The 25876-nt window shown below is 42.7% G+C and carries 23 protein-coding genes, 1 tRNA gene and 2 pseudogenes; 7 read left to right on the forward strand and 19 right to left on the reverse strand.

The features are described from left to right. Positions 1-90: 90 nt before the first annotated feature. Entirely contained in the window at positions 91-582 is a 492-nt protein-coding gene (locus tag C7434_RS12525) for a DUF2501 domain-containing protein (protein ID WP_058702596.1), read from the reverse strand. Positions 583-813: 231 nt separating this feature from the next. Between C7434_RS12525 and C7434_RS12530 the strand changes: the two genes are divergently transcribed. Next, positions 814-898, forward strand: a tRNA-Leu gene (locus C7434_RS12530). 498 nt (positions 899-1396) lie between these two features. Here the strand turns inward: C7434_RS12530 and C7434_RS21975 are convergent. The 3 genes and pseudogenes from C7434_RS21975 to C7434_RS12540 form a co-directional block, all read right to left on the reverse strand. Further along, the gene (locus C7434_RS21975; RefSeq protein WP_166649055.1) at positions 1397-1537 is read right to left on the reverse strand and encodes a hypothetical protein; all 141 of its coding nucleotides are present in this window, start codon (positions 1535-1537) and stop codon (positions 1397-1399) included. A 136-nt stretch (positions 1538-1673) separates the two neighbouring features. Then, positions 1674-2216 carry an HNH endonuclease signature motif containing protein gene (locus C7434_RS12535; RefSeq protein ID WP_033737199.1) on the reverse strand — a complete coding sequence of 181 codons (543 nt, stop codon included), beginning with the start codon at positions 2214-2216 and terminating at the stop codon, positions 1674-1676. A gap of 481 nt (positions 2217-2697) precedes the next feature. Next, a pseudogene (locus tag C7434_RS12540) lies at positions 2698-3814 on the reverse strand (IS3 family transposase). Positions 3815-4331: 517 nt separating this feature from the next. Between C7434_RS12540 and C7434_RS12545 the strand changes: the two are divergent. Beyond that, on the forward strand, positions 4332-4727 hold the full coding sequence (locus tag C7434_RS12545; RefSeq protein ID WP_133745514.1) for a hypothetical protein: 396 nt from the start codon (positions 4332-4334) through the stop codon (positions 4725-4727). 105 nt (positions 4728-4832) lie between these two features. Here the strand turns inward: C7434_RS12545 and C7434_RS12550 are convergent, their stop codons facing one another. Together C7434_RS12550 and C7434_RS12555 are read right to left on the reverse strand one after the other, a co-directional pair. Further along, positions 4833-6080, reverse strand: coding sequence for an LlaJI family restriction endonuclease (locus C7434_RS12550; RefSeq protein WP_033740124.1), 1248 nt, complete (start codon positions 6078-6080; stop codon positions 4833-4835). After that, positions 6077-7579 (reverse strand): AAA family ATPase, encoded by a 1503-nt coding sequence (locus C7434_RS12555; protein WP_050504888.1) that lies wholly within the window; start codon positions 7577-7579, stop codon positions 6077-6079. The genes C7434_RS12550 and C7434_RS12555 overlap by 4 nt, the downstream gene beginning before the upstream one ends. 107 nt (positions 7580-7686) lie before the next feature. Between C7434_RS12555 and dcm the strand changes: the two genes are divergently transcribed. Further along, positions 7687-9009 (forward strand): DNA (cytosine-5-)-methyltransferase, encoded by a 1323-nt coding sequence (dcm, locus tag C7434_RS12560; RefSeq protein WP_033740126.1) that lies wholly within the window; start codon positions 7687-7689, stop codon positions 9007-9009. Positions 9010-9123: 114 nt separating this feature from the next. Here dcm and C7434_RS12565 read toward each other — a convergent pair whose 3' ends face one another. Together C7434_RS12565 and C7434_RS12570 are read right to left on the reverse strand one after the other, a co-directional pair. Then, positions 9124-10065 carry an aminoglycoside phosphotransferase family protein gene (locus C7434_RS12565; RefSeq protein WP_205949894.1) on the reverse strand — a complete coding sequence of 314 codons (942 nt, stop codon included), beginning with the start codon at positions 10063-10065 and terminating at the stop codon, positions 9124-9126. Between the two features lie 76 nt (positions 10066-10141). Beyond that, on the reverse strand, positions 10142-10468 hold the full coding sequence (locus tag C7434_RS12570) for a SymE family type I addiction module toxin (protein WP_033740127.1): 327 nt from the start codon (positions 10466-10468) through the stop codon (positions 10142-10144). 970 nt (positions 10469-11438) lie between these two features. Here C7434_RS12570 and C7434_RS12575 point away from each other — a divergent pair. The 3 genes and pseudogenes from C7434_RS12575 to C7434_RS12590 all read left to right on the forward strand — a co-directional run bounded on the left by C7434_RS12575 (position 11439) and on the right by C7434_RS12590 (position 13039). Then, entirely contained in the window at positions 11439-11726 is a 288-nt protein-coding gene (locus C7434_RS12575) for a hypothetical protein (protein WP_033740129.1), read from the forward strand. 171 nt (positions 11727-11897) lie between these two features. Further along, positions 11898-12002 (forward strand): annotated as a pseudogene (locus C7434_RS22205) (sugar kinase); the annotation flags it as partial. Between the two features lie 698 nt (positions 12003-12700). Continuing rightward, a complete protein-coding gene (locus tag C7434_RS12590; protein ID WP_226374616.1) occupies positions 12701-13039 on the forward strand; it encodes a hypothetical protein in 339 nt (112 codons plus the stop codon). 112 nt (positions 13040-13151) lie between these two features. Here the strand turns inward: C7434_RS12590 and C7434_RS12595 are convergent, their stop codons facing one another. The 5 genes from C7434_RS12595 to C7434_RS12615 form a co-directional block, all read right to left on the reverse strand. Then, positions 13152-14417, reverse strand: coding sequence for an MFS transporter (locus C7434_RS12595; RefSeq protein WP_033740133.1), 1266 nt, complete (start codon positions 14415-14417; stop codon positions 13152-13154). A gap of 147 nt (positions 14418-14564) precedes the next feature. Next, on the reverse strand, positions 14565-15086 hold the full coding sequence (locus C7434_RS12600; protein WP_050504889.1) for a DUF2938 family protein: 522 nt from the start codon (positions 15084-15086) through the stop codon (positions 14565-14567). After that, positions 15079-15957 carry a DMT family transporter gene (locus tag C7434_RS12605; protein ID WP_033740135.1) on the reverse strand — a complete coding sequence of 293 codons (879 nt, stop codon included), beginning with the start codon at positions 15955-15957 and terminating at the stop codon, positions 15079-15081. Before C7434_RS12605 ends, C7434_RS12600 begins: the two co-directional genes overlap by 8 nt. A gap of 19 nt (positions 15958-15976) precedes the next feature. After that, on the reverse strand, positions 15977-16414 hold the full coding sequence (locus C7434_RS12610) for a cupin domain-containing protein (protein ID WP_033740137.1): 438 nt from the start codon (positions 16412-16414) through the stop codon (positions 15977-15979). An 18-nt stretch (positions 16415-16432) separates the two neighbouring features. After that, positions 16433-18277 carry a thiamine pyrophosphate-binding protein gene (locus tag C7434_RS12615; protein WP_050504891.1) on the reverse strand — a complete coding sequence of 615 codons (1845 nt, stop codon included), beginning with the start codon at positions 18275-18277 and terminating at the stop codon, positions 16433-16435. A 282-nt stretch (positions 18278-18559) separates the two neighbouring features. Between C7434_RS12615 and C7434_RS12620 the strand changes: the two genes are divergently transcribed. After that, positions 18560-19423 (forward strand): LysR family transcriptional regulator, encoded by an 864-nt coding sequence (locus tag C7434_RS12620; protein WP_033740138.1) that lies wholly within the window; start codon positions 18560-18562, stop codon positions 19421-19423. Between the two features lie 373 nt (positions 19424-19796). On the opposite strand, the gene C7434_RS12625 is transcribed toward C7434_RS12620, so the two are convergent. The 6 genes from C7434_RS12625 to C7434_RS12655 form a co-directional block, all read right to left on the reverse strand. Beyond that, positions 19797-21008, reverse strand: a complete 1212-nt coding sequence (locus tag C7434_RS12625; protein WP_050504892.1) for a DUF6421 family protein — start codon at positions 21006-21008, stop codon at positions 19797-19799. An 11-nt stretch (positions 21009-21019) separates the two neighbouring features. Beyond that, on the reverse strand, positions 21020-21544 hold the full coding sequence (locus C7434_RS12630; protein WP_033740141.1) for a hypothetical protein: 525 nt from the start codon (positions 21542-21544) through the stop codon (positions 21020-21022). Between the two features lie 21 nt (positions 21545-21565). After that, positions 21566-22813 carry an ATP-grasp domain-containing protein gene (locus C7434_RS12635; RefSeq protein ID WP_054688199.1) on the reverse strand — a complete coding sequence of 416 codons (1248 nt, stop codon included), beginning with the start codon at positions 22811-22813 and terminating at the stop codon, positions 21566-21568. Next, positions 22800-23720 carry an EamA family transporter gene (locus C7434_RS12640; protein ID WP_072193753.1) on the reverse strand — a complete coding sequence of 307 codons (921 nt, stop codon included), beginning with the start codon at positions 23718-23720 and terminating at the stop codon, positions 22800-22802. The genes C7434_RS12635 and C7434_RS12640 overlap by 14 nt, the downstream gene beginning before the upstream one ends. Before the next feature lie 1164 nt (positions 23721-24884). Beyond that, a complete protein-coding gene (locus C7434_RS12650; protein WP_033740144.1) occupies positions 24885-25097 on the reverse strand; it encodes a hypothetical protein in 213 nt (70 codons plus the stop codon). Positions 25098-25282: 185 nt separating this feature from the next. After that, positions 25283-25711, reverse strand: a complete 429-nt coding sequence (locus tag C7434_RS12655; RefSeq protein ID WP_033740145.1) for a GNAT family N-acetyltransferase — start codon at positions 25709-25711, stop codon at positions 25283-25285. Positions 25712-25876: the final 165 nt, after the last annotated feature.

The following is a 25876-nucleotide window of genomic DNA, read 5'->3' on the forward strand; positions in this document are numbered from 1 at the left end:
GATACAGACAGCGGGCGGGGTGCTGACAGGCGGTAAACAGGCGGAAGGGAAGGGCGATAAACCTGCCAGCGCGGGGCTGGCAGGCGACTGTCAGGAGATAAAGTTTTTACCCTGCTTCAGCACCACGTCACAGGCTTTGGTTTTGAGCTTCTCGCCCATCGGCGAGTTGCTGAGGCTTTGCAGGTTCAGCTGCTGGCCATTGCCGGTGTTCAGCAGCCCGGCGACGCCCTGGGTGTAATCCGGTTTTTGCTCCTGCGCAGCGGTGGTATTCAGGCCCAGTTTGCTCAGCACCTGGTCTTTTACCGACTGCACGTTGTTTTTCACCACGTTGTGCTCCACGCAGTACTGCATCACGCCGGCGGCATTGGTCATGCTGTTGGCGCTCATGGCTTTGTCGTTGCTGTTCAGCAGGCTGGTAATGGAGGACATCGACAGCCCGCCGTTCTGCTGACCTGCTGTACCGTTGTTTTGCTGGCTGAGCTGGTTGGCGGCACTGCTCAGTTGATCCTGCCAGCTTGCGGCTGACGCATTGCCCGCCAGCAGCAGGGCTGCCAGGGCGCAGGCGATATGGCGCTTTTTCATTTCGACCTCGGTTGGGTTTTGTGCTTCGTGTTGCTAAGAGGCGGTGCGGATGAGAAAGTTCCGACGGAAAGGTGAGGGGAAGGCGGTTTGGGAAGATTCTGGCGGTGGTAAAGTGCGGGTTTATCCGGTTCCGTGTGTTTTTTCGCCGCTTAGCGCACAACACAGCGGAATAGAGTTGCGCGCCGGGCACGTAACGGTATAATCGCCAACGTTTTCCGCATCCTCTTCAGTGCCGAAGTGGCGAAATCGGTAGACGCAGTTGATTCAAAATCAACCATCGAAAGATGTGCCGGTTCGAGTCCGGCCTTCGGCACCAAATCATAAAAATCATTACTTATCAATAAGTTAGGCTTAAAATTCTACCTTTTTTACATGTAAGAAATGACAAATACCTTTAACCAGAAATTGCCGCTGTAGTTAGTAGTGGCAGATCTAGGGAATACTATCTCATAGCGGCGTGTAGTTCCAAGCTTCAAACACGTACAGTTTTCAACTTGAAAGCTATGACGCCTAGCTCACGTCTCTAAATCATCCCAAAAATTTCATTCGTTTCACACTTATAGCGCGGTGTTCCGTAATGCCATGTCGTGAGACAGCACAGGGAATAAACAGGCGATAGATGGGAATCCTAACCAGATCGGGAAAGCATCTGGCTCTGCCACGGTTTCAGCCACCGGACTATAACGGCTACCTGATAAGAGAATGAGTGAAAGCAGAACATAGATGACGCCTACGGCGCTGATCGGTTAATACCCCATCACGGCGCTAATGATATCTATGCGCCAAAAACAGGCTATACAAAATCTACCCATACTTATGCCCCGGTTGCGCCAGACGACACCGGACGTTTCTGGCCTAGCCACTCAACATGCCAGTCGTTGTAATTATGTGAATCATCGTAACCGATAAGCGCTATCGCCAGGTCCACAATCATGTGCTCAAGATCGTTAGCCACAGCAGCGCCTTGTATAGTTTGGACTATTGTGCCCCCTGTATTTGGTCCTTCAGGCTCTAGCCTTAGGCGGTGCCATTGGTAGCGAGTTGATATTACATCGCTTAAAAACTCATGTGGGTTTTGCGACTCGAAGCACTTATTTTGGTAGTAGCCGAGTAGCCCGATTAGTAATTATGTATGCCTCGTTTGCCTCAACCATAGAGGCAGTTGAACCTCTATCCCACCCCTCGGTAGAGTTTGATAGCAGTACTTTTTTAACCAGCGGTAACGAGTCAATATAGTCGTATAATCCATCTCGGTTTGATGGCACCCGTAAGCTTTGTTCCGTGTAATGCTTGGTGGTGCGGTAAGTATGATTGTTGCCAGACATCATGCTCACTGCTAGCTCGTCTGCACTGTCGCGCCTCGCTTTAACGCGATTTAGCCAGTCATCACGGTATTGCCTTGTAACTGTCTCAGTGAGTTGTTTACCAAAGCCGCCCCGCACTTGGGTGTCGTTATGGCATATGAGGCAAAGCACCGATAGATTGTCCGGGGCATTGTTGCTTGGGTTTTCGTCGATATGATGAATCTGAATGGGTTTGCCGGGATCTCTACAAACGCAACACGTTTTATCTGACTCAAACAGAATAGATGCTGATAAGTCGGCGGGTATAGGAATGCGAACCTTCTTTTGCATGTGGTCAATCCTTGAATCTACAGATCTAGCGAGGTTCATTTTTACGAGGCGGCTATGAGCAGGCTATTAATATAATTAGTTGAGCGGGTTGCATTGGGGCTTTTCAGCCCCTCAGATTCGTTCCTGCTATTCTTTCTCGTGCATCTTTTTAACAGCTTTATTCCAACGTTTATTGCACTCGCTGCACATATGCCTTTACATATCAGGTTGGAAGTCGCCACACTTGGCAGTGATATAACCGCCCATTGCTTTCCCACAACCGGACTGGAGACGTAATTCTGCTTTACTGTACGGGCTAAGATGTCCCATTGGCTACCACCTTAATAATTAGTAAGTTGAAACCTTTCTATAGATACTTCAGGTCACGTCTTGTCCTTGGTCATCATAGATTATAAAATAGACAGGTATTTATCATGAGATGAAGTTAGGTATGAGTCGTCGTGGAGCTGATATGACCTGCCCCCTGTATTAGATACAACGCTCAGTTAGTAATGTCGGTTTGTTTACCTTCTGATTTTCCATTTCTCCAGCTTGCTGCAAATTCAGCCGACGTCTGGTAATTCAGCGATGAATGAGGTCTGGACTCGTTATAGTCCTGCCGCCAGTCATTAATGATTGACTGGGCATGAAGAACATCGCTGAACCAGTATTCATTCAGGCATTCATCTCGAAAGCGGCATTGAAACTCGCAATAAATCCGTTCTGCGTTAGCTCACTCGGCTGGATAAGTCGCAGCTCTACGCCATGCTCAAAAGCCCGTTGACCGAGTGCGCGGCAGGTAATTTCCGGGCCCTGCTCGGTTCTTATCGTCGCCGGCCAGCCGCGAAAGAGCGCGATGCTGTCCAGAATACGCATAACCTGAACGCCTGAAATACCGAGAGCAACGGTGATCGTCAGACACACATTCGTGAAATCATCGACACAGATCAGGCACTTAATCCGACGGTCGCTGGCAAGTGCATCCATGACAAAATCCATCGACCATGTCAGGTTCGGCGCATCCGGGCGAAGAAGCGGAAGCCGCACAGCCGCCAGCCCCTTATGACGTCGTCTGCGCTTCACTCTCAGGCCGTTAAGGTGGTAAATGCTATACCCGCTTGTGGTTGGCGGGAAGACCCTCCCGACGCAATAACTGCCAGATGCGCCGGTCCCAAAACGCCTTCGTTCGAGCGCCAGTTCTGTGATACGGCTTGATAAATGTGCATCAGCCGCCGGACGCTGAGCCTCATAGCGGCAGGTCGACAGGGACAAACCTGTAAGCCTGCAGGCACGATGTTGCCACAGACCGGTCGCATCACACATAAACTCAACGGCTTCCCGTTTCTGGTCTGTCGTCAGTACTTTCGCCTTAGAGCCACCTGAAGTGCCTCCCTGTCCAGTATGGCTTCGGCAGGCAGCTTCCTGAGTCTGGCGCTCTTTTCCTCAAGTGACTTCAGACGCTTAACCTCGGGCACCTCCATACCGCCATACTTCTTACGCCAGGTATAAAAGGTGGCGTCGGAAATGGCGTGCTTACGGCAGAGTTCACGGGCAGAAACCCCGGTTTCAGCCTCGCGGAGAATACTGATGATCTGTTCGTCGGAAAAACGCTTCTTCATGGGGATGTCCTCATGTGGCTTATGAAGACATTACTAATATCAAGGTGTATTAATCAACGGGGAGCAGGTTAGTGCTATGTAACCGGTCTGTAGCAACGTCGTGCCTGCAGTCTAGCAGAATTGTCCCTATCGGTTTGCCGCTAAGAGTTTAGGCGTTGCAAATGCATATTTATCTAGGGCATAACTTAATTAGTGCTTGAACGGAAACATTTTGTTTACTGGCCCAATAGGAGTGTTTGCGGGCAGAAATCTTAATAAGTTTTTTTAAAAAATGGTTTTTGTGAACAATGACTCAAGGTTCCCCTTTGCAAAATTCTACCAACTAATTGTATTTTAAGTTTTTTTTGTTTGAGTGGAGTGGCTGTAAAAAAAGTAGACATTTAACCACTAGAGTTTTAGTATATATTAAATTAGTTCAATAAATACTAGATTATCATCAATAAATTTTTATTTTAATTTGTTTTAATTAATATTTTATTCAAAAGGTTAAATGTATATTACACACAAGGAGCCACCCATGAGATTTAATGAAAATCATTTAAGTTTTTTTAACGCTTTGGATGGAGCTTATTCTGAGATATCTCTAGCAGATGAGGCCACAAAAAGTCAAATAACTTTAACAGACCATGAAAAAGAATTAGCGATAAATTTTTTTGGTCCGGATAAAATTTGTCGAGGGCCTGTAAAAAGTAATCCTGATTTGGCTGCCAAAGAATTTAAACTCTATCAAAATGGCGTTGTCCGTTTAAATTTAGTATTTCCCAAGCCTGAGAAAAATGAATTACGTTTGTACATGGCAAATGGTAAAGATTTTTATGCGCCTGCAGGGAGTATATGGTTTATTTATCATGGGAGAGGTGACGATTTACTAACTGTTGGTTACATGCATCCGAGTGATTGGACTCGTATTTAAAGATTTTTATCCGAATATATATATCCATGAAAAATTAAAGCATCAATGTTTATATGATGCTTTAAAATATTTTTTATATATTGCTTTGCAACTAACTCCCATTATTTAAATATGGAGGAGCGTATTTGATAAATCTTTTAGTTTACTTCCTGAACTATAGGCTTTCATCAATAAGATTGGATCAACAAAAATACAAATTATAGGTTCATAACTTTCATCTTTTAAAGTTTTAGTAACAGGATCTTGCAAATGTATTGACTCTATGTTTTGTAAATTACCTGGGAAAATAAAATAGTTATAGATTATTGAATTGTGATAAATATCCTTGAGGGCCATAGCATAAAAAAACTGCTTAATGATATCGGGCCATCCTGGAAGTTCATTAGGGTTAGTTGCACCATAATATTTAGCATCTACGATTGCAATTTTTTTTCCAGTTTCATCTCTGAGAACCGTATCTGTACGACCACCTTTATTTTTTGCCACTTCATAAAGCCCATTAATTTTGTAACATGGTTTTGCTAACTTATTATTAATATCAAGCTTATATTCAAGACAAGCATCTATCATATGTTCCCACATAGTTTGAAATTTATTGATGCCAATAACACAATCTTGACCTAGGTGACCATTAATTTCGGAGAGATAATCTATCATATCTTTAATTAAATTTGTTTCTCGGTCAGAATATACATGCCTAAGCTCGTTTTCTAAAATCATCAGCTTCATTTTTATATCACTAACAGGAGTTTCAAATTCGGATAAACTTGATTCTGTTCGAGGGTCAAAATTGAAAAATATCCATCCATAAAAATTATATATTTCACGTATGATACTGACATGAATTAGTGTTACTGGATCATTATAGAATGTTTTCTTTCGTTTCCCATAACTATCCAAATATATGTAGGAATCAAAGGAAGGATAAATTTTACTTTTCTTAATCGTTCTGTTCCAGTCGATTTTCGATGAGTTTTTTTTTATTTCATAAACTCTTTTAGAATAAACGCCATGTGAAATGTAATCTGTAAGAATTCTGAAGGCCAGATTAAGTAGCGATTCACCTATAATATGCTCAGTATCTCCATCCGATAAAGAAAATCGTTCTCGGCTAAGTGAAAATTTATGAATTGCTCTCATTAGCAAAGAACAAATACTTTTTGTATCGTTGTTTTTCCTGATAGAACTGTTGCGAGGAATAAATACGTCAATTTCCTCTCGCCTGATAACCATGCCGCAAAAATCAATTCTTTCTTGCTCATTTCTAATTAAATTTCTAACCTTCAAAAGATTAATCACATCTTTAGATAAAAGGTTAAGTATGCATCTGTCTTCGTGGATATTTATTTTCATGGTTTATTCGTCGATAAAGTTATAATTCCTGCTGCACAAATAGATTCTTCAACATCTATATTAAAGATAGGCATGCCGGCATCAAAAGCTGAAATGAGATTGCCAAAATTGCTAATTTTCTCTCCTAATGCCTCAGGGGAGAATATCAGTTGACGCTTCCCGTGACGTAATACATCATCCCAAAGATAAGCAAAAATCTTAAAACGTAAAGTGTCAATAGCAGCCGTTTTGCTAGATATTTCATTTATTGAAATGAAACGGTGACCTAACAATCTGTCTTCAGGGATCCCTAAATTTGTGAGTTTTTCGTTTATGATTTTTGAAAAATTAGCCCAGCTTATCTCACAAGTAGCATCCGTAACAGGTATTAAAAACATCCCTGGAGTGGCGTTGTTGTAATCAATAGGCATATATTTTATTGACCATCTTCTTTTAAATGCAGTATCAAGTAAATTAACCCCCTGATCACTACTATTCATTGTGGCTAATATTGTAAAATTAGGAGGGAGAAAAAGTTTTTCTATTTTATTCTCAATGTTATCATTTATATAATCTAACATGTCTGGATCAATATCAATTTCATAGGTATCATCTTGGTCTAAAAGTTGGAACAATTCTCCAAAAACAGCAGCTGCCGGAGCTCTATTTATTTCTTCAATTATCAAATAAACATAATCACTTGGGTTATTTAGAGATTTAATATAGGCATTGGTAAAGGGACCTGGACGAAATTCATAGCCCACTCTTTTATCATTATTAATTTTAATCATTCGAGGTTTTAATGCACCTACAAAATCACTATATTGCATATCAGGATAGAAGACTGTTCTAACCTTAATAGCATTTATCGTCTCACGTTCTATAAGCCAGCTTTTTCCAGTCCCAGGTGCGCCAAAAAAAATTGTATTTAATTTCTTTTCGGGAAATGATTGATGCAGATTAATATTTTTTTTGCATGCTATTGAGCTGAAAGCATCAATTATCTGTTCGAGATATGAAATGGAAATACTAAGCTTTTCATTATTAAAAGGAATGTAATTATCAAGATTTTTAGGGTCCAGATTATTGGCAATGTGAATTATTCTGGATACAATATTAAAAAAAAGTTTAGTTTGTTCTGATGCAACTACTCGAGCACGGGAATATGTAAGGACACATGTTGCCAGAACACGAACCATCTTTTCGTAATATTTCCACTCAGTGCATTCTGCAGCTTCAGTTTCAATAATGTCATCAAAAATCTTTTGGTCCAGTGCTTGAATATTCGTGATCTTGGATGGTTGTTGAATCGAATAGTTTATGAATTGTTTTGCTTTGTTACTTTTGCTAATGTCAATCAATGATTGGAGAATGCATTGAAACGAAACGTCGTGAGTTTTTCCTGACGAATTAGTAACCTCAAAAAAAGAGCCTGTGCCTAAAAAAAACACTTTAAAATCAGAACATTCATTCCAAAATAAGTTCAACTTTTCAAGTTGCTCAAGTGAAATCTGGGACATATTTTCCTCTTTTGCTGATTTGATGCTCATAAGATCAGAACTATGTTGACTCGTTACCAACAGACTGATAGTTTTGCAGGGTGAAAAACCGGATAAGGCAAATTTAAATGACCGACTCTCATAAACCACAATATATCAAAGAATTGAGGAAAAGATTAGGCCTTGGGCGAACGGAGCTAGCAAACCTTTTGGGGCTAGGCAGCTCAGGTGAACGCACCATTCGCGGATGGGAGGAAGGTGAGCACTCTCCTTCTAAAGCGAAGTGGCAAGCCATTCTCGACGTTGAAGAAAAAATTAACGAATATCTGAAGAATGCACCTTTCCGTCAATCCATTGAAAAAAAAGGTGATTTTACATTTATTGACTTATTTGCAGGTATTGGTGGGATAAGACTTCCCTTCCAGCAACAGGGCGGACAATGTGTTTTTTCATCTGAATGGGATAAGTTTTCTCAGAAAACTTATCTTACTAACTTTGGTGAAATGCCACATGGTGATATTACTAAAATCAAGGCAACTGAAATACCTGAGCATGACGTACTTCTCGGGGGGTTCCCATGTCAAGCATTTTCCCAAGCTGGTTTAAAAAAGGGTTTCAGTGACACTCGTGGTACCATGTTTTTTGAAATTCAAAGAATTATCGCGGCTAAAAGGCCTAAAGCATTTATGCTTGAGAATGTTAAACAATTGCAAGGTCATGATAAAGGACGGACTTTAAAAACTATTCTAGATATATTGAGAGGTAATAATAGTGATACAGTGCCAAATGATTTTCCTATAAGTGATGATGCCAGAAAGGCTCTTTCAGAAAAACTTAACTATTGGGTTGATTATAGAGTTTTGAGGGCTGGTGATTTTGGTGCACCACAAAATCGCGAGCGAATTTTTATTGTAGGCTTTGATATGGATTATTTTAGCGGTGTTGATATCGAAGATCTATTCCAATGGCCAAAACCAACTATGGAAGAAACTAGAGTTGGTGATATTCTTGAAGATTTAAGTAATTTATCTTCATTAGAAGATAAATATACTATTTCTGATAGACTATGGTTCGGCCATCAAAAAAGGAAGCTCGAACATGGCAAGAAAGGGAATGGCTTCGGATATTCTCTTTTCAATAGTGAGAGTAAGTATACCAATACAATTAGCGCTCGATATTATAAAGATGGATCTGAAATTTTAATTGATCAATCCCATCTTGGAAAAAATCCGAGAAAGTTGACCCCACGCGAGTGTGCTCGATTACAAGGTTTTCCCGATGAGTATATCGTTGATGCTGTATCTCAGGGCCAAATTTATAAGCAGTTTGGAAATTCTGTTTGTATAAACGTCATTAGAGCTGTAGCAGAAAAATTAATTGAAGCGATGCAACATGCTGAGCAAAAGTTAGTTATTCAAAAGCGCGTTCGAGAGTTGGATCTGGCGAACTAAAATGTGAGTGGCGTATCTCAATCTCGCCACTTTATATATTTTAAACGATATTAAGTATTAAGTATTAAGTGTTATGTGAGAAATTATTATTGGCTCTTAGGTGAAATTCATTCTTCATAGAAATGCGTTCTCCATGATTTTTAAAAAATCAACTATGTGATTTAAGAGTTTGTGGCATTTTCTCATCCTGTCTATTGGTAGTTTACCCATTTTTAAACAGTTTATTTTCTCATTTTTGGACGTAACTACAAAAATAATTGTAGTTTGAGCATTAATCATTAATGATGCCAACCACCCAGGCTGCACCTCCCCGTACCATCCCAAATACTGCGCCAATTCCGGCTTTCTCCGCTCACTCAATATCAGCATCACCTCATTCACAATCCACGCTTTAGCAAGGGCGATCTCTTTCGCCAGCACATCCGCATTAAACCTGCTATTCAACTGACAATAGCGTCGCGCTATCACCCGATAGTCTTCTTCTCTTCCCATCCCTTTGACCAAAGGCGCTAAATCTATCGCCGGGCTACCCAGGCCAAAGCGTTCCCAGTCGAACAGCACCAGTTCGCCATTCTCTCTCTTTCGCCAGTTACCTGCATTGGTATCACCGGAGATCACGCAATGCGGTTCAAAAAGCACATTGCTGTGCTTGTGCATTGCCCGAAGCTGCCGTTCCGCCTCTGCAGGCAGGCGAAGCAGATCTAGGCAGCTTTCCAGTGCTGCCTCGTCCCACCGATGTGTGCTGAACGTCCATGAGGGATCACGCGGTACAGAATGTAATCGTGCAAGAACGGAAAGGAATGCATCGCCTGTAACAGCGTCTTGTTGGATGGGTTCAGGAATATATTCGAGTATGAGCTTTCGTTGTTCGTGGCAGGCTGATTTCACAACGGGCGTCAGAATGCCATGCTGGGCCAGAAGGGGAGCGGCATCGCGGTAGAAAGCATATTCCACCTCGCTTACCGGCGCTTTTTCAATGGCACAGGCCTTACCATCTTCATCCGCAAGGCGTTTTACGCAGGCACTACCCATTTTCGCTAAATCGGCGTCAGTCATAGTAATTCTGCATTTACTCTAAGCGTAACGAATACAGCATGCTCCCACCTCCGCAGGAGCAAGCCCCCTCAACCTCTTACCACTCAGTCAGCCCAATTGCCTTCATCACCCGCTTTCTCTGCTGCACGGACAGCGAAGCCAGATCCTTAATCGATCCCACCCGCGTCCCGTTTATCACATCCCTGGGTTTAAAGCTGATAATAATCTGGCACCAGGTGACCTTCACATCCAGTTGCACACCAATCGGAAAACCCGCTTCTTTTAGCCAGCAGCCCTTCAGCGTAATCGCTGGAACGCGGCGATAATTTGGAGTGCGGGTCACATAACCCACGGTCGCATAGCGCTGGGTATAGTTTGGTGCTTTAGGTTCAGTGTGGCCTGAAATACAATCAAAGGCAGTCATGATTACTATTCCTCGTAAATAGTGATTGTGATTAGCGATGCGGATGTGTTGCCCCACATTCGTATCGCGCTAAATGACCGGAATATTTAATCAGGCAGGAGAAAACGCAGCGAGAGTGAAAATAGCAAACTGCGAAAGCGTACGCAGAAATTTCACGCAAATCGCAACGTAATCCATCATTTTTAGTGGCAGATCTAAATTCTGATAGTGGCGAAAAGAAGGGGGAAATACCCGACCATTTCACGCGTCCTCAGCGTCAATCCGCTATTCTGTGGCTCTTGCCTAAACCGCCTCCGGGACTTTCACCGCGTCACCAAACCCTGACCCCGAAATCCTTCATCAGCCACTCGCACTCTCCTGGGATCTCCATAACAATTTCCACATCGGCACTGTTAACGCCTTAGCTAGCCACAGGATCAGGCGCTTCCGCTGGTGAAGCGTAATCTGATCGCCGAGCCGTTCGTGACCGTTGCCTTACCGCAATACTTACTGATGCCAGCTTGCTGACTGGCAGCAACGACTGGGCTTACGAGAACAATAAGGAACGTCCCTTTTTCAACATTCCCAAATCGCTTGAGATCTGTGACAGCACGCCGTTACGAAAATCGGTGCTTTCAGGGGCTGGGATTGCCTGCATGCCGGAATATGTTGTCCAGCGTGATATTTGCAGTGAAAAACGCATCTGCCTTTTTAAATAGATGAAATCATCGAAATGGTTATTAAACCTTTATTATCCGACCCGCAGCCAAATAGCTGAAGCCAGATGGACAGCAAGAGAGATAGGCTCGTCGCCTGATATTGAAATCCTTTCGAATAATCTCGTAATTACGCAGAATGCTTTGCAGCTGTGATGTCTGTTGATGACTACGAAGATGCAGTAAGGCTCCGTTATTACTTTATCCCTCTGTGTCGCCGTGCTCTTGATAATCTGGTATACAGACCCGTAACGCCCTTAACGTCAGGATAAAAATTGAAAGTCAGCGAAGAAACCCTTATGCAGGCCGGTTTCACGTCACGTGAGCTGGGCAGAATAAAAAACATTTCACAACGCTCTGGCGATACACTGGGCGAAGCGATTAACGACCTGGCCCGACGCTTTATTATTGCTGCTGTCGCCGTGACATTTTGCCTGGTCGTGTTCTTTATCCTGCTTGTTTTTGGCTCAGCCCAATCGGTTATCCCGGGTGCTATCGGTCTGGCCTGTGGCGCTGCCGTTGCAGCATTCTCTCAGCCGCCTGTTATCACTTACAAAGCCTAGCGTTTCAGACGCGCTCAGCGCGGTTGACCGCTGTTTTTGCTGTCGTGAAGCAGTTCGAAAATGCCCCTGGCCTTCACTCCGTAGTTCACGATCTTCATTGTCAGCTGTGACCTGTCCATCGTGTCTGTTTTCCGGAAGTAGTCTGTCGGTAGCCATCGAAATTTATGCAACGCCACTGACTGTTTCGGCGCGACCTTTGTTAGCCTGTTTCTGACGGATACATCGCCGCAGAAGGCTCTGAGATGGGCAAATACCAGCGGTTCGCTGGCAATGAGTTAGCGTGGTCCAATGAAAGGTACGTCGACGCAGGCCCAGATCAGGCAGGTTTTGAGGAAGACAGGCTAAAATTAAGCTTACGATTAACGTCGAGGCTTTTATGCATCGCCAGCGTTCTGCGTTTTAAAGAAGATAATATTGTCGTTGTGTTATAAAATTGAAGTTCCTGAAAAATAATAAATAATAAATAATAAATAATAAATAATAAATAATAAATAATAATATGCATTCTTTTCTGTCATTGAGTTTAACGCTGGCGTTTATCATTTTGCTGATTAAGTATTTCTTTCTGCCACTGTTCAAACGAGACGATTTCTTTGCTGTTAAAGGTGAGTTGAAGAAGATTTCTATTGATACACCGCTGCTTAAACGTCTTGGGATGAACACGGAGGATTACTATTACGAGGCAAATTTCCTCTACCAAAAGCGTAAGGAAGACATCTTTAATAAAAAATCTCGCTGGGCCAACTTATTCAGGTGAGACCGACCGGAACGCAGATTAGCAATCGTCGTGTCTGGCAGCTTCGTTATCGCACAGGTGCCTCGCAGACAGAAAAAACAGTCAGTATCCTGAATAACTACTCGCTATTTAATCAGGACTTTGCCGGTTTTCTTTCAGCCGTTCGGGCAGCCAATCCCGAGGCTGAAGTAAAAAATGATAATCTGGGGCATATAAACCTTTGGAGGCCGGTGCTGAAATGAGTCCTGAACTGGAGGAAGTCATCGCATTTGTTCGTGACTATGCGGGATGGAAGTCTAAAGTCGTCAATGAAAATACATTGTTGGAACGAGACCTTCATCTTGCCGGTATGGATGGCGTCGATTTTTTAGAGGCAGCCGAAACGTTTTTTGCCGTCAGCTTCGATATCGAAGATGACGATTTTCGTACACTGTTTGATTTGAAAGAAAACGAATACCTGTTCAGCAGTGAAGACTCGATTTATTGGGCATTGGCTACTTTTTTGAATGGCTGCGGGGAAAACCGCATTCTGTCGTTAAAGATCTCTCTGTTGGTCAGCTTCACCAGGTTCTGGTGAAGCTACGCAGCAAAAATTCGCGAGATGTCCGTCGTGATATCTGAAGCAATGTGTCACTCTGGGCACGGATAAGTGTTTCCTAAGCGCGGTCAGAACCAGTCAGTAAACCTCATCACGTCACGTTATTTAGTCGTGCTTTTTCCATCTTTATCCCAAACACCGCGATACTCAGTAGCAAACAGATAACCGCACCAATGCCGAACAGCAAATTAACGGCCAGGTCCAGGCTGGCATGATCCACCACCGCGCCTAACAGCACGGGCACCCAGTTAGCGATATAGGCAATCACGTAAAACAATGAAATCAGTTTTGCGTGACTGGCGGTAGGGGAGAGCATATTCACCAGAGTTGCACTTCCTACAAAGATCGCGCCATAGGAATAGCCGGCGACGATCAATCCTGTACATGCCCAGACCAGAGAGTGGTGGCCAATCGCCCAGGTAAAAAGCACGATGGATATGGCCTGCGTAAGGCAGCCAGCAGCAAGAGACGTGCGGGCGCGAATCCGGCGGCTCAGAATCTGACTGATACCAGCCACCACTAAATAAACCGCAATCACATAGCCATAAACGCCCTGGCTATGAATGCCAAGCAGATGCTCGGACACGGTCGGACCAATCGACAAGATACTGGCGGCAAACGCCCAGCTCATAAACAGCGCGCCGGCACAGAGGAAAAACCGCACGCCTGTCGCTTTCAGTCCGGCTTTCAGTGTCGCCTCCACTGAGGTGGCAGGTGAAGAGGTGGCGACCGAGGGTTGGTCGTGACGCCCATCTGGCCAACTGAAACGTAACCCGATAAGGGCGATTGCGGCCGTCAGCATGATCAGCAGAAACGGTAACGTCTGACTGTGGAAACCTGTCTGAATCGCCACGCCGCTAAAAACCGGCCCCAGCGCCAGACCTGTGGTGAAAGAGAGCGTAGCGAGCAGGGCCGCCACTTTACCGCCATCTTTGGGACCAAACCGCACCAGGGCGATATTCGCTGCGCCGGTTAATGCCCCCGTTCCCACACCCGCGAGCAGGCGTGCCATAAACAGACAGGCAAACGAATCGGCGAGAGAAAACAGCAGGGCACCGGCAAAGACAGCCAGCAGTGCGGGCATCATCAGGCTGCGCAGATCGGCGACCTTCCCGGCAAGATTTCCCACGCTAAATAACGCAATCAAAACGCCCGCCGCATAGGCGCCGTAGATAACTGTCAGGCTGACGGCGGTTAAGCCCAACTGCTGTTGATAGAGAGGGTAAAGCGGCGTTGGCGCACTGCTGTTTAATAAGGCGGCGATCAAAGCCAGTGCAAGAAAGAATAAAATGCTCTTTGTGGAAACAGACTTTTTTTTGTCTGTCGAACGGCTATTGATGGTTAACACTTCTGACATGTTTATTTCCTGAGCTGTAGATAATTCAGCTCTGCTTAGCAAGCGCTAATGTCACAGAGCAGTAAACAGATGGATAATAGTGTCTGCTTATTGCTTGTAATAGAGACAATAATGCATCACAAGTCTTCATTTATGCAGCTTGATGATTTATACAGAATGTGTTTTGTTAAGCAGGATGCGGGTAATGAAGATACAACTTGCTAATAATGCCAAGCCATAAACAAAATGATTGATGAGAGCCGCTATTAACAATTCATAATTGCCACTTTTCATTCCCCACAAACCCAACCCTACAGAAGGATAGATAAAAACTAAGGTTATCAATGAGCATATCAACCCATAAACAGCCGTTTTGAAAACTGACAGGTTAGAAATAAAATTTGTCTTAAAAAATAGCCAGCAATAAGGAAAGGCTAATGCAATGCCTGCAAAGTAATGGAAAAAGTAACCTATTAGTAATCCGTTTTTGTTTGTTGCGATTTCACTGGGGTGAGAAAAAATAAAATCACCTTCCATCCATTGTGACAGCATGTTGCCAATGAAATAGATATTTAGTGCTGGTATAAGATGGATTGTTGATGTGATTTTGTTTATTAAATCCATGCTAATTGTGGAGGTTACGCCACTTAAAAAAGTTAGAAAAATAATTTTCTTGAATGTTTTATGCATTTTTTTCTTCCATTGATGTTAAATTTATTTTCGAAGGCGAACGTTTTTTTATTGATGCCAGGATGCCGGATGCAACTATACATAACATACCACCTGCAGCGATTATGGATATTTTCTCTCCAAATAAATAATAGCCAATAAACGCTGTGAAAATAATAGTGCTATAGGAAATGACACTTACAGTGGTTGCTTCACCTAAACTGTATGCGCGCGTCATCGCCAATTGACCAAGGGTACCAAATCCACCAACAGCGATAAGAGCAATAAATTGTTTTAACGTTGGCAGGCTGATCTCAGACATCAGACACACACCGAGGCCAATAACTGCACCTGGCAATGAAAACCAGAACACGACTCTGAGGATTGGTTCACCGCTTAGGGTCAATTTACCTATGTTATAATAAGCGAGCGCAGTAAGCAGGCCCGATAAAATTCCAGCTACAATGAAAATATGGCTGCTAACGGGATAATTAGGATTTAACAAAATGACCACACCCAAAAAGCCTAGTAAAATCGATGCCAGTATGCGACTGGATGATCTTCCTTTTTGGGTAGACACCATGATTATTCCTTGAAAAATGGGGTTTGTATAACTCAGCGTTGTAGCCATAGCTACAGGTAGATGCATAAGAGAATAAAAGCCACAATACATCGCGCTATTACCTAATGAAGCACGTTTCAAATGTAATAATGGCTCATTAGGTCTAAAAGTGATGCCTTTGTAAAACATCATTACAGATACGGTAAGCATATTAATAAAACAGCGAAAGAAAATTATCTCAAAAAAACTCACCTCTATTGATAACGATTTTATTGTTGCGTTCATTAGTGAAAAATAAATACAAGCGAGTAGCATCCATAAGACAGCCATGATCGTATTCTATCTCCTATTAATTAGGATTTTTATTGTTTGTGGTTTCAGTCGTAAGTGGTGTGTTTTTTGAACAGGCAAAGAAGACTAACATGCCCGCTCCCTGGCTACCAGAAATCCCCTGATGAACCGAGTACACTGTGTCGCTAAAAGTATCTCCTTCAGAGAAGGTGATTTTTTTCTCTGCGTTCTTCATTGTGAGGGTTACGCTTCCATGCGTCATATAGACCGTACTTATGCATTTATGGTAATGCCATGGAAGAACATGTACAGGCGGAATTTCAACTTTTAAAACTGTAATTTCTGGTGTGCCATTAGGATAGGCATGATAAATATTTCCATCCCATGAGCGCTCGGTCTGTAGTAAGATTTTTTTTTCAACTCCCGTCTTTGCAATTACAGTATTCATGAAAAATATAGTGGTTAACGCGATTATTAAATTATTCCATTTAAGCATAATCATTCCCTGAGTATCTTATTTGTGAGGTATTAAAGAAAAACTCTGCGCAGCAATTCGTGCCTCATAAGCCGTTACGCTTTGTGAGTAGTAGTGATTCGGTGTTGTGTGATTACCGACAACGATTTCGATCAGGAAAGGCCCGGAATGTTGATTTGCTGCGTCGACGGCTGTGTTTAATTCTTCCAGTCGTGTAACGCGGGTGGCTTCAACACCAAGGCTTGTCGCAAAGCCTACCCAATCATGGGCTGGAAGATGGGTAAAGTCTGCAGAAACGCCACGTTGATGTAATGTATCAATGTGCATAGCGCCGTGGGCTTGGTTGTTCAGGACTACGAAAAGCGTTTTAACACCGTAACGGGCTGCGGTTTGAATTTCTATGCCGTGCATCAGCATGCATCCATCACCAGTTACCACCATACACGGTCGTTCTGGTTGGGCCAGTTTAATGCCGATACCCGCACAGATAGCCCAGCCCATGGGGGCAAGCTCACTGGAAGTATGATAATCACCGATCCCAGCAGCGGACCAGTAATGGGCCATAAAGATTCTATGCGCACCAGAATCAACAACAACGTTAGTATTCTCGGGCAAGATATTACGTAAGTAGCGAACAACATCACCAGCAAACAAGCGGTTATCTTTTTCATCCTTTGCTGTAAAAATCGATGTTTTAGAGATGGTTAACGGTAATCTATGAATATCAGATATCCAGCGTAAACGTTTCTGTTTAGCCGCGAGCAAAGGTGTTCTTCTCGGTATCTTGATATTGAAGAGGTAATCTAAGGTTTTACTAAGATTTGAGAATATTTGAATATCAGGTTGGTAGTGTAAGCAGTTCTTTTCGAAATCATCGTCAATGAATATTAGTGTCTTATTACTGTGAAGTTCTGGGCACCAATTGAGGCTGTCTCGCTGTGTTAAATCACTACCGAGAACAATCAAAACATCAACACTGGTATCATTAATAGTTGTTATTGCGCGAGTATGGCCGGCGAAACCGTATAAGCCAAGGGCTAAAGAGTGTTTTTCAGGGAAGGCACCTTTACCTGAAAGGGTAGTCGCTACCGGAATAGAAAATTTCTCGGCTACGCCTTTCAACAGTTTAGCATCATGATAATTATTAACACCGTTACCTGCTAAAATAGCAACATTGAAATCATTACAAAGATAATCATGAATAAGCATATCCATTGCTGATGTATCAATCGCTAAACCATGTTTTATACTATTTGTCTTTATCGAGTTGTCTTGTTGAGATTTCTTTTGAATGTTTACTGGCAAGTTTAAATAGGCACGCCCTTTTCTATGAGGGTTAAGTAGATCGAAGGTACGCCGTAATTCGTGGTTAAACACAGAAGGTGTTTTTATTTCAATAGCACTATTAAGTAAAGGTTTGACGACGGATATTTCATCAAGTCCACCATTACTGCCATCTTGAAAGGCTCCCTGAGCTTCATGGTAAGTAGCTACGCCGCCTGTGATGTAGAGCACGGGTATTCGGTCAGCTCGGGCAGCTGCCATCGCTGGTATAAAATTCATTGTGCCAGGCCCGGAAATTCCCAAACAAACGCCAAAATTCCGATTACCTCTTGCATAACCGTCAGCCATGAATCCGCAGGCGGTTTCATGTGCCCCCATAATTCCGATGATTGATGATTTTTCCAGTGCTTTGATGATGGGATAAATCAACTTACCAGGTACTAAGAAAATGTGACTTATTTGTTTATTGTATAATTGATTAATAAGATCTTCAGCAAAATTCAAAGCAGTTTCTGCTTCGCTAATATTATTTTCAACAACTTTATCGGAGTTAAACGCCGGGTAGATGGTTACGAAACTATCATCTTCAAACAATTTCATTATCTAAATCCATTAGAATAAAAGTAAAGATAATCAGAACTGATCGGGCAATAAAATGTGCGTTAGATGGAGGCCACTACAGGATAAAACACAGCGAGGCTATATCCAAAAAACGGCCCATCATAGTCACAATTTGAAATTTTAAAAGTTGCATTAATGCTTCACAATAATGCAAAAATACTTATGATTGCATAGTGGTTTTTATGATATGGCTGATGGCGTTCGATAGTTTTTTAGCCAGTTTGAAGACACACGTTTAGCTAAAATAACATGGAGTAGTGGATGAACTGGGATGATGTCCGTTTTTTCCTTGCACTGGCAAGGCATAAAACGTTGCGCGGGGCTTCGAAATCGTTAAATGTTGATCAGGCGACGGTAGGACGACGTATCGCTGCGTTTGAAAGCGCGCTAGGTTCCCGGTTGTTTATCCGCACGCCCCGTGCCTTTACGCTAAGTGAGTTTGGCGAACAGGTGATGGCAGAAGCCAGTGCCATGGAAAGCGCCATGCAGGTAATGCGTCGCAAAGCGGCCTGCGGCGATAACCTCCCTGCAGGTAACGTTCGCATTGCCACCACCGACACGCTCGCCTCGGCGTTTGTCATGCCTGCCATTGAACGCCTGCGTGAAGACTATCCGGATATCACCGTAACCTTGCTGACCGGACTGGAATTCGCCGATATCTCCTACCGCAGCGCAGATATCGCCATTCGTGGGGCACGGCCAGATTCTGAGGAGTTGATCGTCAAACGTCTGGCGACCATTCAGATGGGGCTTTACGTCAGCCAGCGTTATTTCGACAGACTCGGTGAACCGAATGAAGATAGTGGATTAACCGACCATCAATTGGTGATGTTTCCGGCAGAGCTTGTGCCGCGTCATCGACAAAACCTGTGTGGATTTGCCGTAAACAGCCAACAGGTGGTGCTGGAATGCAATACGCAACTGCTTATGGAAGCCGCCATTAAACGCGGGATTGGCATTGGCTTACTCTCGACGTTTTTGGCTGAGCGCGATCCGCAATTAATCCCGCTCTTTCCCGACAAACGCGACCCGGTTGATATCTGGCTGGTGCTCCATCCGGATTTGCAAAAGGTCGCGCGCATCAGGGCGGTGATTACGGCGCTTGAGCAGTGTTTTGCTGCGTAAGCAGTATAAGGGTAAATTTGCAGTCTATCTCATAAAGTAAATGTTTAAATTCTTCTTAAACAGGTATTTATCTATAAGGAAAATAGACGTGTGATCGCTTTATAGTAATTGCCTTTTTGGATAGAACCCAAAGAAAAGCTGACGAATCGGTAAACCTCGCAGGGAAAGAGTACCGAGTCGTCATGTTATTAAATTAATCAATAAAATATACGCGATATAACAGGGCTGATTATAAAAAACTAAAGAAAACTCTGGGTTATGGTTTTAATCAAAGGTAATAACTTTATGGTTCTCAACTGGAAATATTGTTTTTCTATTAAATTGTTATATCGCATCAACAACCGTAAGCAAAGTACGTAAACCCATCAGTAGCTTATTGGAAGTGCAACTCGGGTATTTTTATTCCCATATTTCTACTGTGAACGGTATAATCCTCTGGGATGTTATATTTCTCCCCGTCAACTCCAGGGGTGAGTATATTTTTGACATAATATTCTACCGCCTTTTTAAAAGCTGCGTCATCCTCAATAATTTCAAGCTCTTCAATCTCGTTAACAAGAATATGTATACCTTTAAGGCATTCATTTAGATTGAGAGCGGGCTTATCAGGAGCAGCGTCATATGAGAAAGAAAAGTTATTTCTTTTTAACCAGGTAAATAAAAAGACACCTGTTGCTGAATCAAAGTTTCGCGTTGCATCATGCTGGGCCGGGTACCTTGCCAGTCTTTCGAAAAGGATAAACTCAGTGATTTCTTGCCACCATGGATACTTTCTCTCTTGTAAAGTCATAATTGTCTTGCAGTCAACTTTTATTTCTTCGAGAATACCAGCCCAGAAGTTCATTTTAACGTGTATGTTTCTGTCAAAAGGCCGGGTGCCGCAATGATGATAATAATCATGAAGATATCCCCATACTGTGCGAGCGGCATAGCAGCTTTCTTCATCAATCTCTTTAGAATAGATTTCTTTCAAATTGAAAATATTTTCAGCTCTACATATTGTATCTTGAGTGTAGATTTTGTGAAACTTGTCGAAAAAAAATAAAGCAAAAGATTGGTCAGTTATTTTTTCCTTTGTCTTAACATTTTCAGGAAAAAAAACTAAGCAGCGTCCAGTTGAAAAACCATAACTAGATGAAAGTAGGCATACAGTTTGGCTTACATTTTTTGGGTGCGGGATTTCGGCTTCAATTTCCTTAACAACCGCAGGTTCTTTACGCTGTACCAAAAAACATTCTAACCAGTATCCCTTTTGATGGCCGCTGTTGGGTGTGGTAATTGCTGCCAGGCAGAAAGTCGTCTCACCATCTTTGGGAACTACAAAGTTAGCAAGAGAGTTATCAAAAAAAGGCTCTTTATTAAGGCCTCGTTTTTTCCAGTCATTGAGGTCAGCAATAAGATGTGTTGCATAATTATCTTGAGAGAGATCTTTAAGTATATTGCCCGAAATAGATATAATCTCGTCTAATAATTTCTCAGCTCGGGTAAGTTCATTAATGACTGCGCCAGTATTGCACTGATAGCGTTGAAACTCATTAATCATTGGGACGAGTTTAGAGGAAACTTTATTTTTAATATCTGTCATAATATTTTCCATTAATGACGATGCCCATGAATGGTGAAACACATAGGAACCTCGCCAAAGTCCTCAATAATATGCAATCCATTTTCTTGAACTGCTTTCAATGTAGTAATGCAGCCGACCGTATTGTCATTAGCGCATTCAAGTGCAGCCTGTACATTACTATTTACCAGCTTTACATGCTCACTATATAGTGAAGCAAGGTGTGCTGGCGCTGGATGTGAGGAAATAGTTGATTCTTTTGTTAAAGATGTATTTTTATCCTTTACTGCAAGAACCATATTCCATGTTGGCATAATAAAACTGTCTTTGATTTCCATTTCTATTAAGTTTTTAAAAACGATATGATGTAAATCAGGGTAAACTGCACAACCCAAAAGAAGATCTTGCTTGTTTTTTTTTACCTCAACCAGGGCTTCCTCAAGAGTAGAGTAAAGTATAACCTCTCCATTGAAGTTATTATTTTTAAGCCATAAATAACCTGCTTTTTCACAATTTGTTCCAGCAGGACCTAAAGTATGAATCGTTCTACTTAACATTTTAATTTTCCATTTAATTAGTTATTGGTATACGACAGTAAGGTTTTTATCTAAATATTCATGAAATTCAACACAGTCTTGATGACTCTGATGTTGTGTAAGGATAAAGCCAGGGTAACCTGAGAAGTGAGGATATGGAAGGATTTTCGTTCCCGGTTCAATGAATTGAAATATCCTCTGAGTTTCTTCCATGTTGTTTGCTTCATTAATTCCTTTAATTTCCTTGAAGATACCATCTCCCTGAAGTGGGATTATATAATTTCCGGCGGTGTGTTTGCTTGTTATATTATCGGGCAAATCTGGTTTGGCTATATTTAAAGCCTGGCATATAACAAGTTGCAAGAAATTTATACCCGTACTGGCTTTAACTATAAAATGTGAAATGCCAGAACCGCCTATGCGTGGGGCCACCTCAATAACATAAGGCTTCCTGTTGCTGTCAATACGTAATTCGACATGCGCTGGTCCTTCCGTAATACCCAAAGCTAGAACAACCCGTTTAACTTCATCACATATATCCAGATGTAATTTATTATCGATATTTGCTGGCGATATGTAGATTCCTTCCTCGAAATAAGGGCCTTTACAGTCACCTTTGTCTCCAACTGAAAGCACAGTTACAACACCTTGACTCGATAAGGTTTCAATAGCAAATTCAGGGCCATCGATGAAAGATTCAAGAATTACGCCACCTTTACCATATACAAACTTACCTAATTCCGTATGGTTGATTTCCCATACTTTTTTTACAGCTTTAACAAGACTTTCATAATCTTCAACACGGATAATACCTTGACTTGAAAATCCGTTAGTAGGTTTAACAACTAATGGAAATTCAAGGGCAGCTTCATTTGGTATTTCTTCTTCGCTCAGTTCAATGAAAGTAGGCGTATTTAGCCTATGCTCAAGCATTATGCGACGAGTTAAATTTTTATTTCTGCAGTTTTCAATTACACTTTCAGGTAAATAAGGTAGTTTTAATTTTTTTGCAACTTTTGATGCGAAGTTAAGAGCGGGCTCAAAGAGTGTCAATATGCCGTCAAAGGGATGATTCTTATATTGTTCCTCCATGATTTTTAAAGCTTCTGATTCATTGCTAAACAGAGGTAAAGGTACAGCATATTTTACAGCAGGAAGGGAAGGTGGAGCACATTCTTCTGAGTTGTAAAAAAAAGTGATGTCGATCCCTAATTTTTCCGCCTCTTCGAAAACAAAAGGCAGTTTCCTGTTTTGACATATGATAGCTAAGTTCTTTCTAACATTTGACATCTTTCAAACCTTTTCTAAAAGGAGGAAAATTAATTAACATTACACCTAAAATCACTATGGACGTTCCAATTCCGACATTGGTAGTGATAATCTCGTCCATAAAGACATATCCGATGTAAAGCGCTATGACTGGAGATATAAACAAATGAGAGGTTGCTTTAGATATATGCCAGTGTTTCAAAAGTAATATATTAAGGGAGAACCCTAATACAGAACCAATTAAAGCAAGATAGAGGAGGGCATATAAACTTGTACTTGAAAAGGTTCTAACGCCACTTTCTAAAATTAGGCTGGCCGACAATAGTAATACGCCACCACAAAGCATCGATAATGATACAAAGTTTAGAAATGGTAACTCGCTAATGTGACGTTGGACTTTTAATGTTATTGCTGCTGAGCTTCCCATCGCAAATAGTATTGATACCATCGCAAGAATGCCAATGCTATTACTTTCAATATGTAATCTGTTGCTGAAAACTATTATTATGCCTATTACAGCACAAGCTACACCAAGTATTTGGCGGAATGAGGCTGGCTTACCACGTAAGAAATGATTCAATAATAAGGCATAAACACTAATACTTGAAGCTAGCACCGCAACCAAACCACTTGGGACATGTGATGAGGCCCAGTAAACTGTTCCAAAAGGTACCGCAAAATAAAATAACCCATTTGCGAGAGCGAGTTTTATTAAGTTTTTATTTAATTGAAATTGACGACGTAAAAACTGAAATAAAAAAATTATTGTTCCCGCAATAAGGAATCTCATACCTGCAGACCACAAAGGTAAGCTATTGTTTAGACCCGTTTTCTGAAGTGCCCACGTTGTTCCGCCTATTAAGCATAACGCAACGAAAGCTAGTACCGGAATGCTTGATTTTGAAAAAATACGACCTTGAAATGGCATTTACAGACTCCGTGCCTGAAAGAATTGATGCTTAGTTGGTAGTGAATCAATAAATTTCTCTCACTTATCCCTGCTTGTTCTTAACATATCAGACTGCTAAATGTGATGTAAATGATAAAAAAAGGTTAATTTACATTCGCACTAACATTCCTTGTTTTTTTAAAAAAGTAATATGAAAGCCTGTGTTCTGTGAGAAAGTTGGTTGAAATTGCTGCGTCGCAGGAGGTCTGTAAAATGTTGTCAAATCAATATAACTTAATGATTTTAAATGTTTTTATCTTTGGGTTATGTAAGAAGGAGAGCTACTTCATCAGATAGTTTGTTTTATGACACAATGAATTATTGCGTCATTTATAAGTAACATCTTAAAAATTTCATTATAAAAATGGCTTAATAGTGACCAAGCTAAACTGCATTTATGGTTATCATGAATTTTCATTGATCTTTTTATGAATTTATTAAGTTATGCATTGCATCTACAGATGTATGTTTTTTTCCTTCATATTTAGTTAATTGTAAAAAATGATTGTATAGGGAGTTTATTTGTCCTTATGGTATTTATTGAGGTTATGTTAGACCTACATCTTTTGTATCTATGACACCAAAAACCCCACCGCCACCAACGCATAAAACCCCGTACAAATCACATCAAAACTGCGCCGCGCCCGATTGAGATACATCTCCGCCGTTTGCGAAGCAAAATCCACGCATACAACCCAAATATCATCACGCCGGTTAGCGCGCAGATAGCAACCAGAACATAGCCCTGCCACTGTGGGGCACCGCGGGTCAGGCCTACGCTGGTGACCGTGAACCAGGTCAGGGCGGCTTTGGGATTCGTAAGGTGCAACCCCAGGCCTTGCAGATAGTAGCCGCGTAAACGCGTGTGAGAACGTGCGGGACGTGCCGCCAGGCCGCGCCGGGCAGTTTTAGCCAGAAAATAAAACCGTGGAAAGAAACCAAAATCGCAGAGATGCCAAAGGCGGTTAACAAACCCCGGCACAGGGAGCCGGAGATGACGCCGGTTGCCAGCACCAGCCCGGCCTGACGGCCGCAGTAGCGATGGGCAGATTGCCCGGTCCGGGCGAGGCGGTGCCAATGGTGTAAACCAGTGAGGTAGCTAAAAACTTAGCGGGGTTGCACAGGGGCAACCCCATTGAACCGCTAATGGCTCTGCTTACTCTCTTCGTCTTTATGCTTCTTCGCCAGGTAATGTCCTGCCGCGCAGCCCGCCACGGCACCGGCAACCGCATGGTGTTTAAGGTGCCCGGCTACGCCGCCGACCAGCGCGCCTTTCAGGCAGCCTTCTGCCTGTGCCTGAGAGGCAACCGACATTAACAGGCCAAGCGTGACCACAAAAAGGGGAAGTTTACGCATCGTTTCTTAATCCTTATCGGGAGTGCTGTGTTTACGCTGCGACAATAACCGTAATGAAGGATGAGTGGGCAAAAAAGTGCAGGGCTGTTGTACGATGGTTGCAAAAAAAGTGGTCAGGCCCGATGGCAAAGCTCTGGCACAACGAGTGCCTGCGATAACTGGGGTTTGCGCAGGCAACACTGGGTTCAGGGCTTGCGCATAATCCGTTGGCCATATTCATCAGTGCCCGCCGCGCGCCAGCCGTGTTTTTCATAAAAACGTTCAGCAGGGGAACCTGTGTCGGTGGTCAACATCATCGACTGGGCCTGTTGTTGTCTGAACCAGTCGGTGATGTTTTCAAGCAGTTGGCTACCTATCCCGAGCCGCTGAAACGCGGGCTTGATAAACAGGCCACCGATTAACGGATCGGGCGCATAAATACCCAGCCCGTAACCGACGTACTCGTCATCGACGTTGGCGATCCAGCCACCGCCCTGGCGGATATCGTCAAGCGCCTGCTCACGCTGCAGATAGCGGATCTGGTGAGCATGCAGCCGGTTTTCCGTCACCGAGAAGCGGATTTCATACATCTCTTTCAGATGCCGCTCGGCCAGTTTTTCGTAGGTAATATGCATAGTGCCTCGCAAATCATCATTGAACCGTTGATGTCATGACCTTACCGGTTTACGCCTGAACAGCATCTCAACGCGCCGGGGCGATCGCGCGCCGGTGAGGCTGACGGCAGGTTAACGCCATTCTTTGACGTTCATCACAGCCTGCGCTTTTTGCGACGCTATCAC

It is taken from the genome of Pantoea sp. PNA 14-12 (assembly GCF_004364735.1).
GTDB lineage: Bacteria > Pseudomonadota > Gammaproteobacteria > Enterobacterales > Enterobacteriaceae > Pantoea > Pantoea stewartii.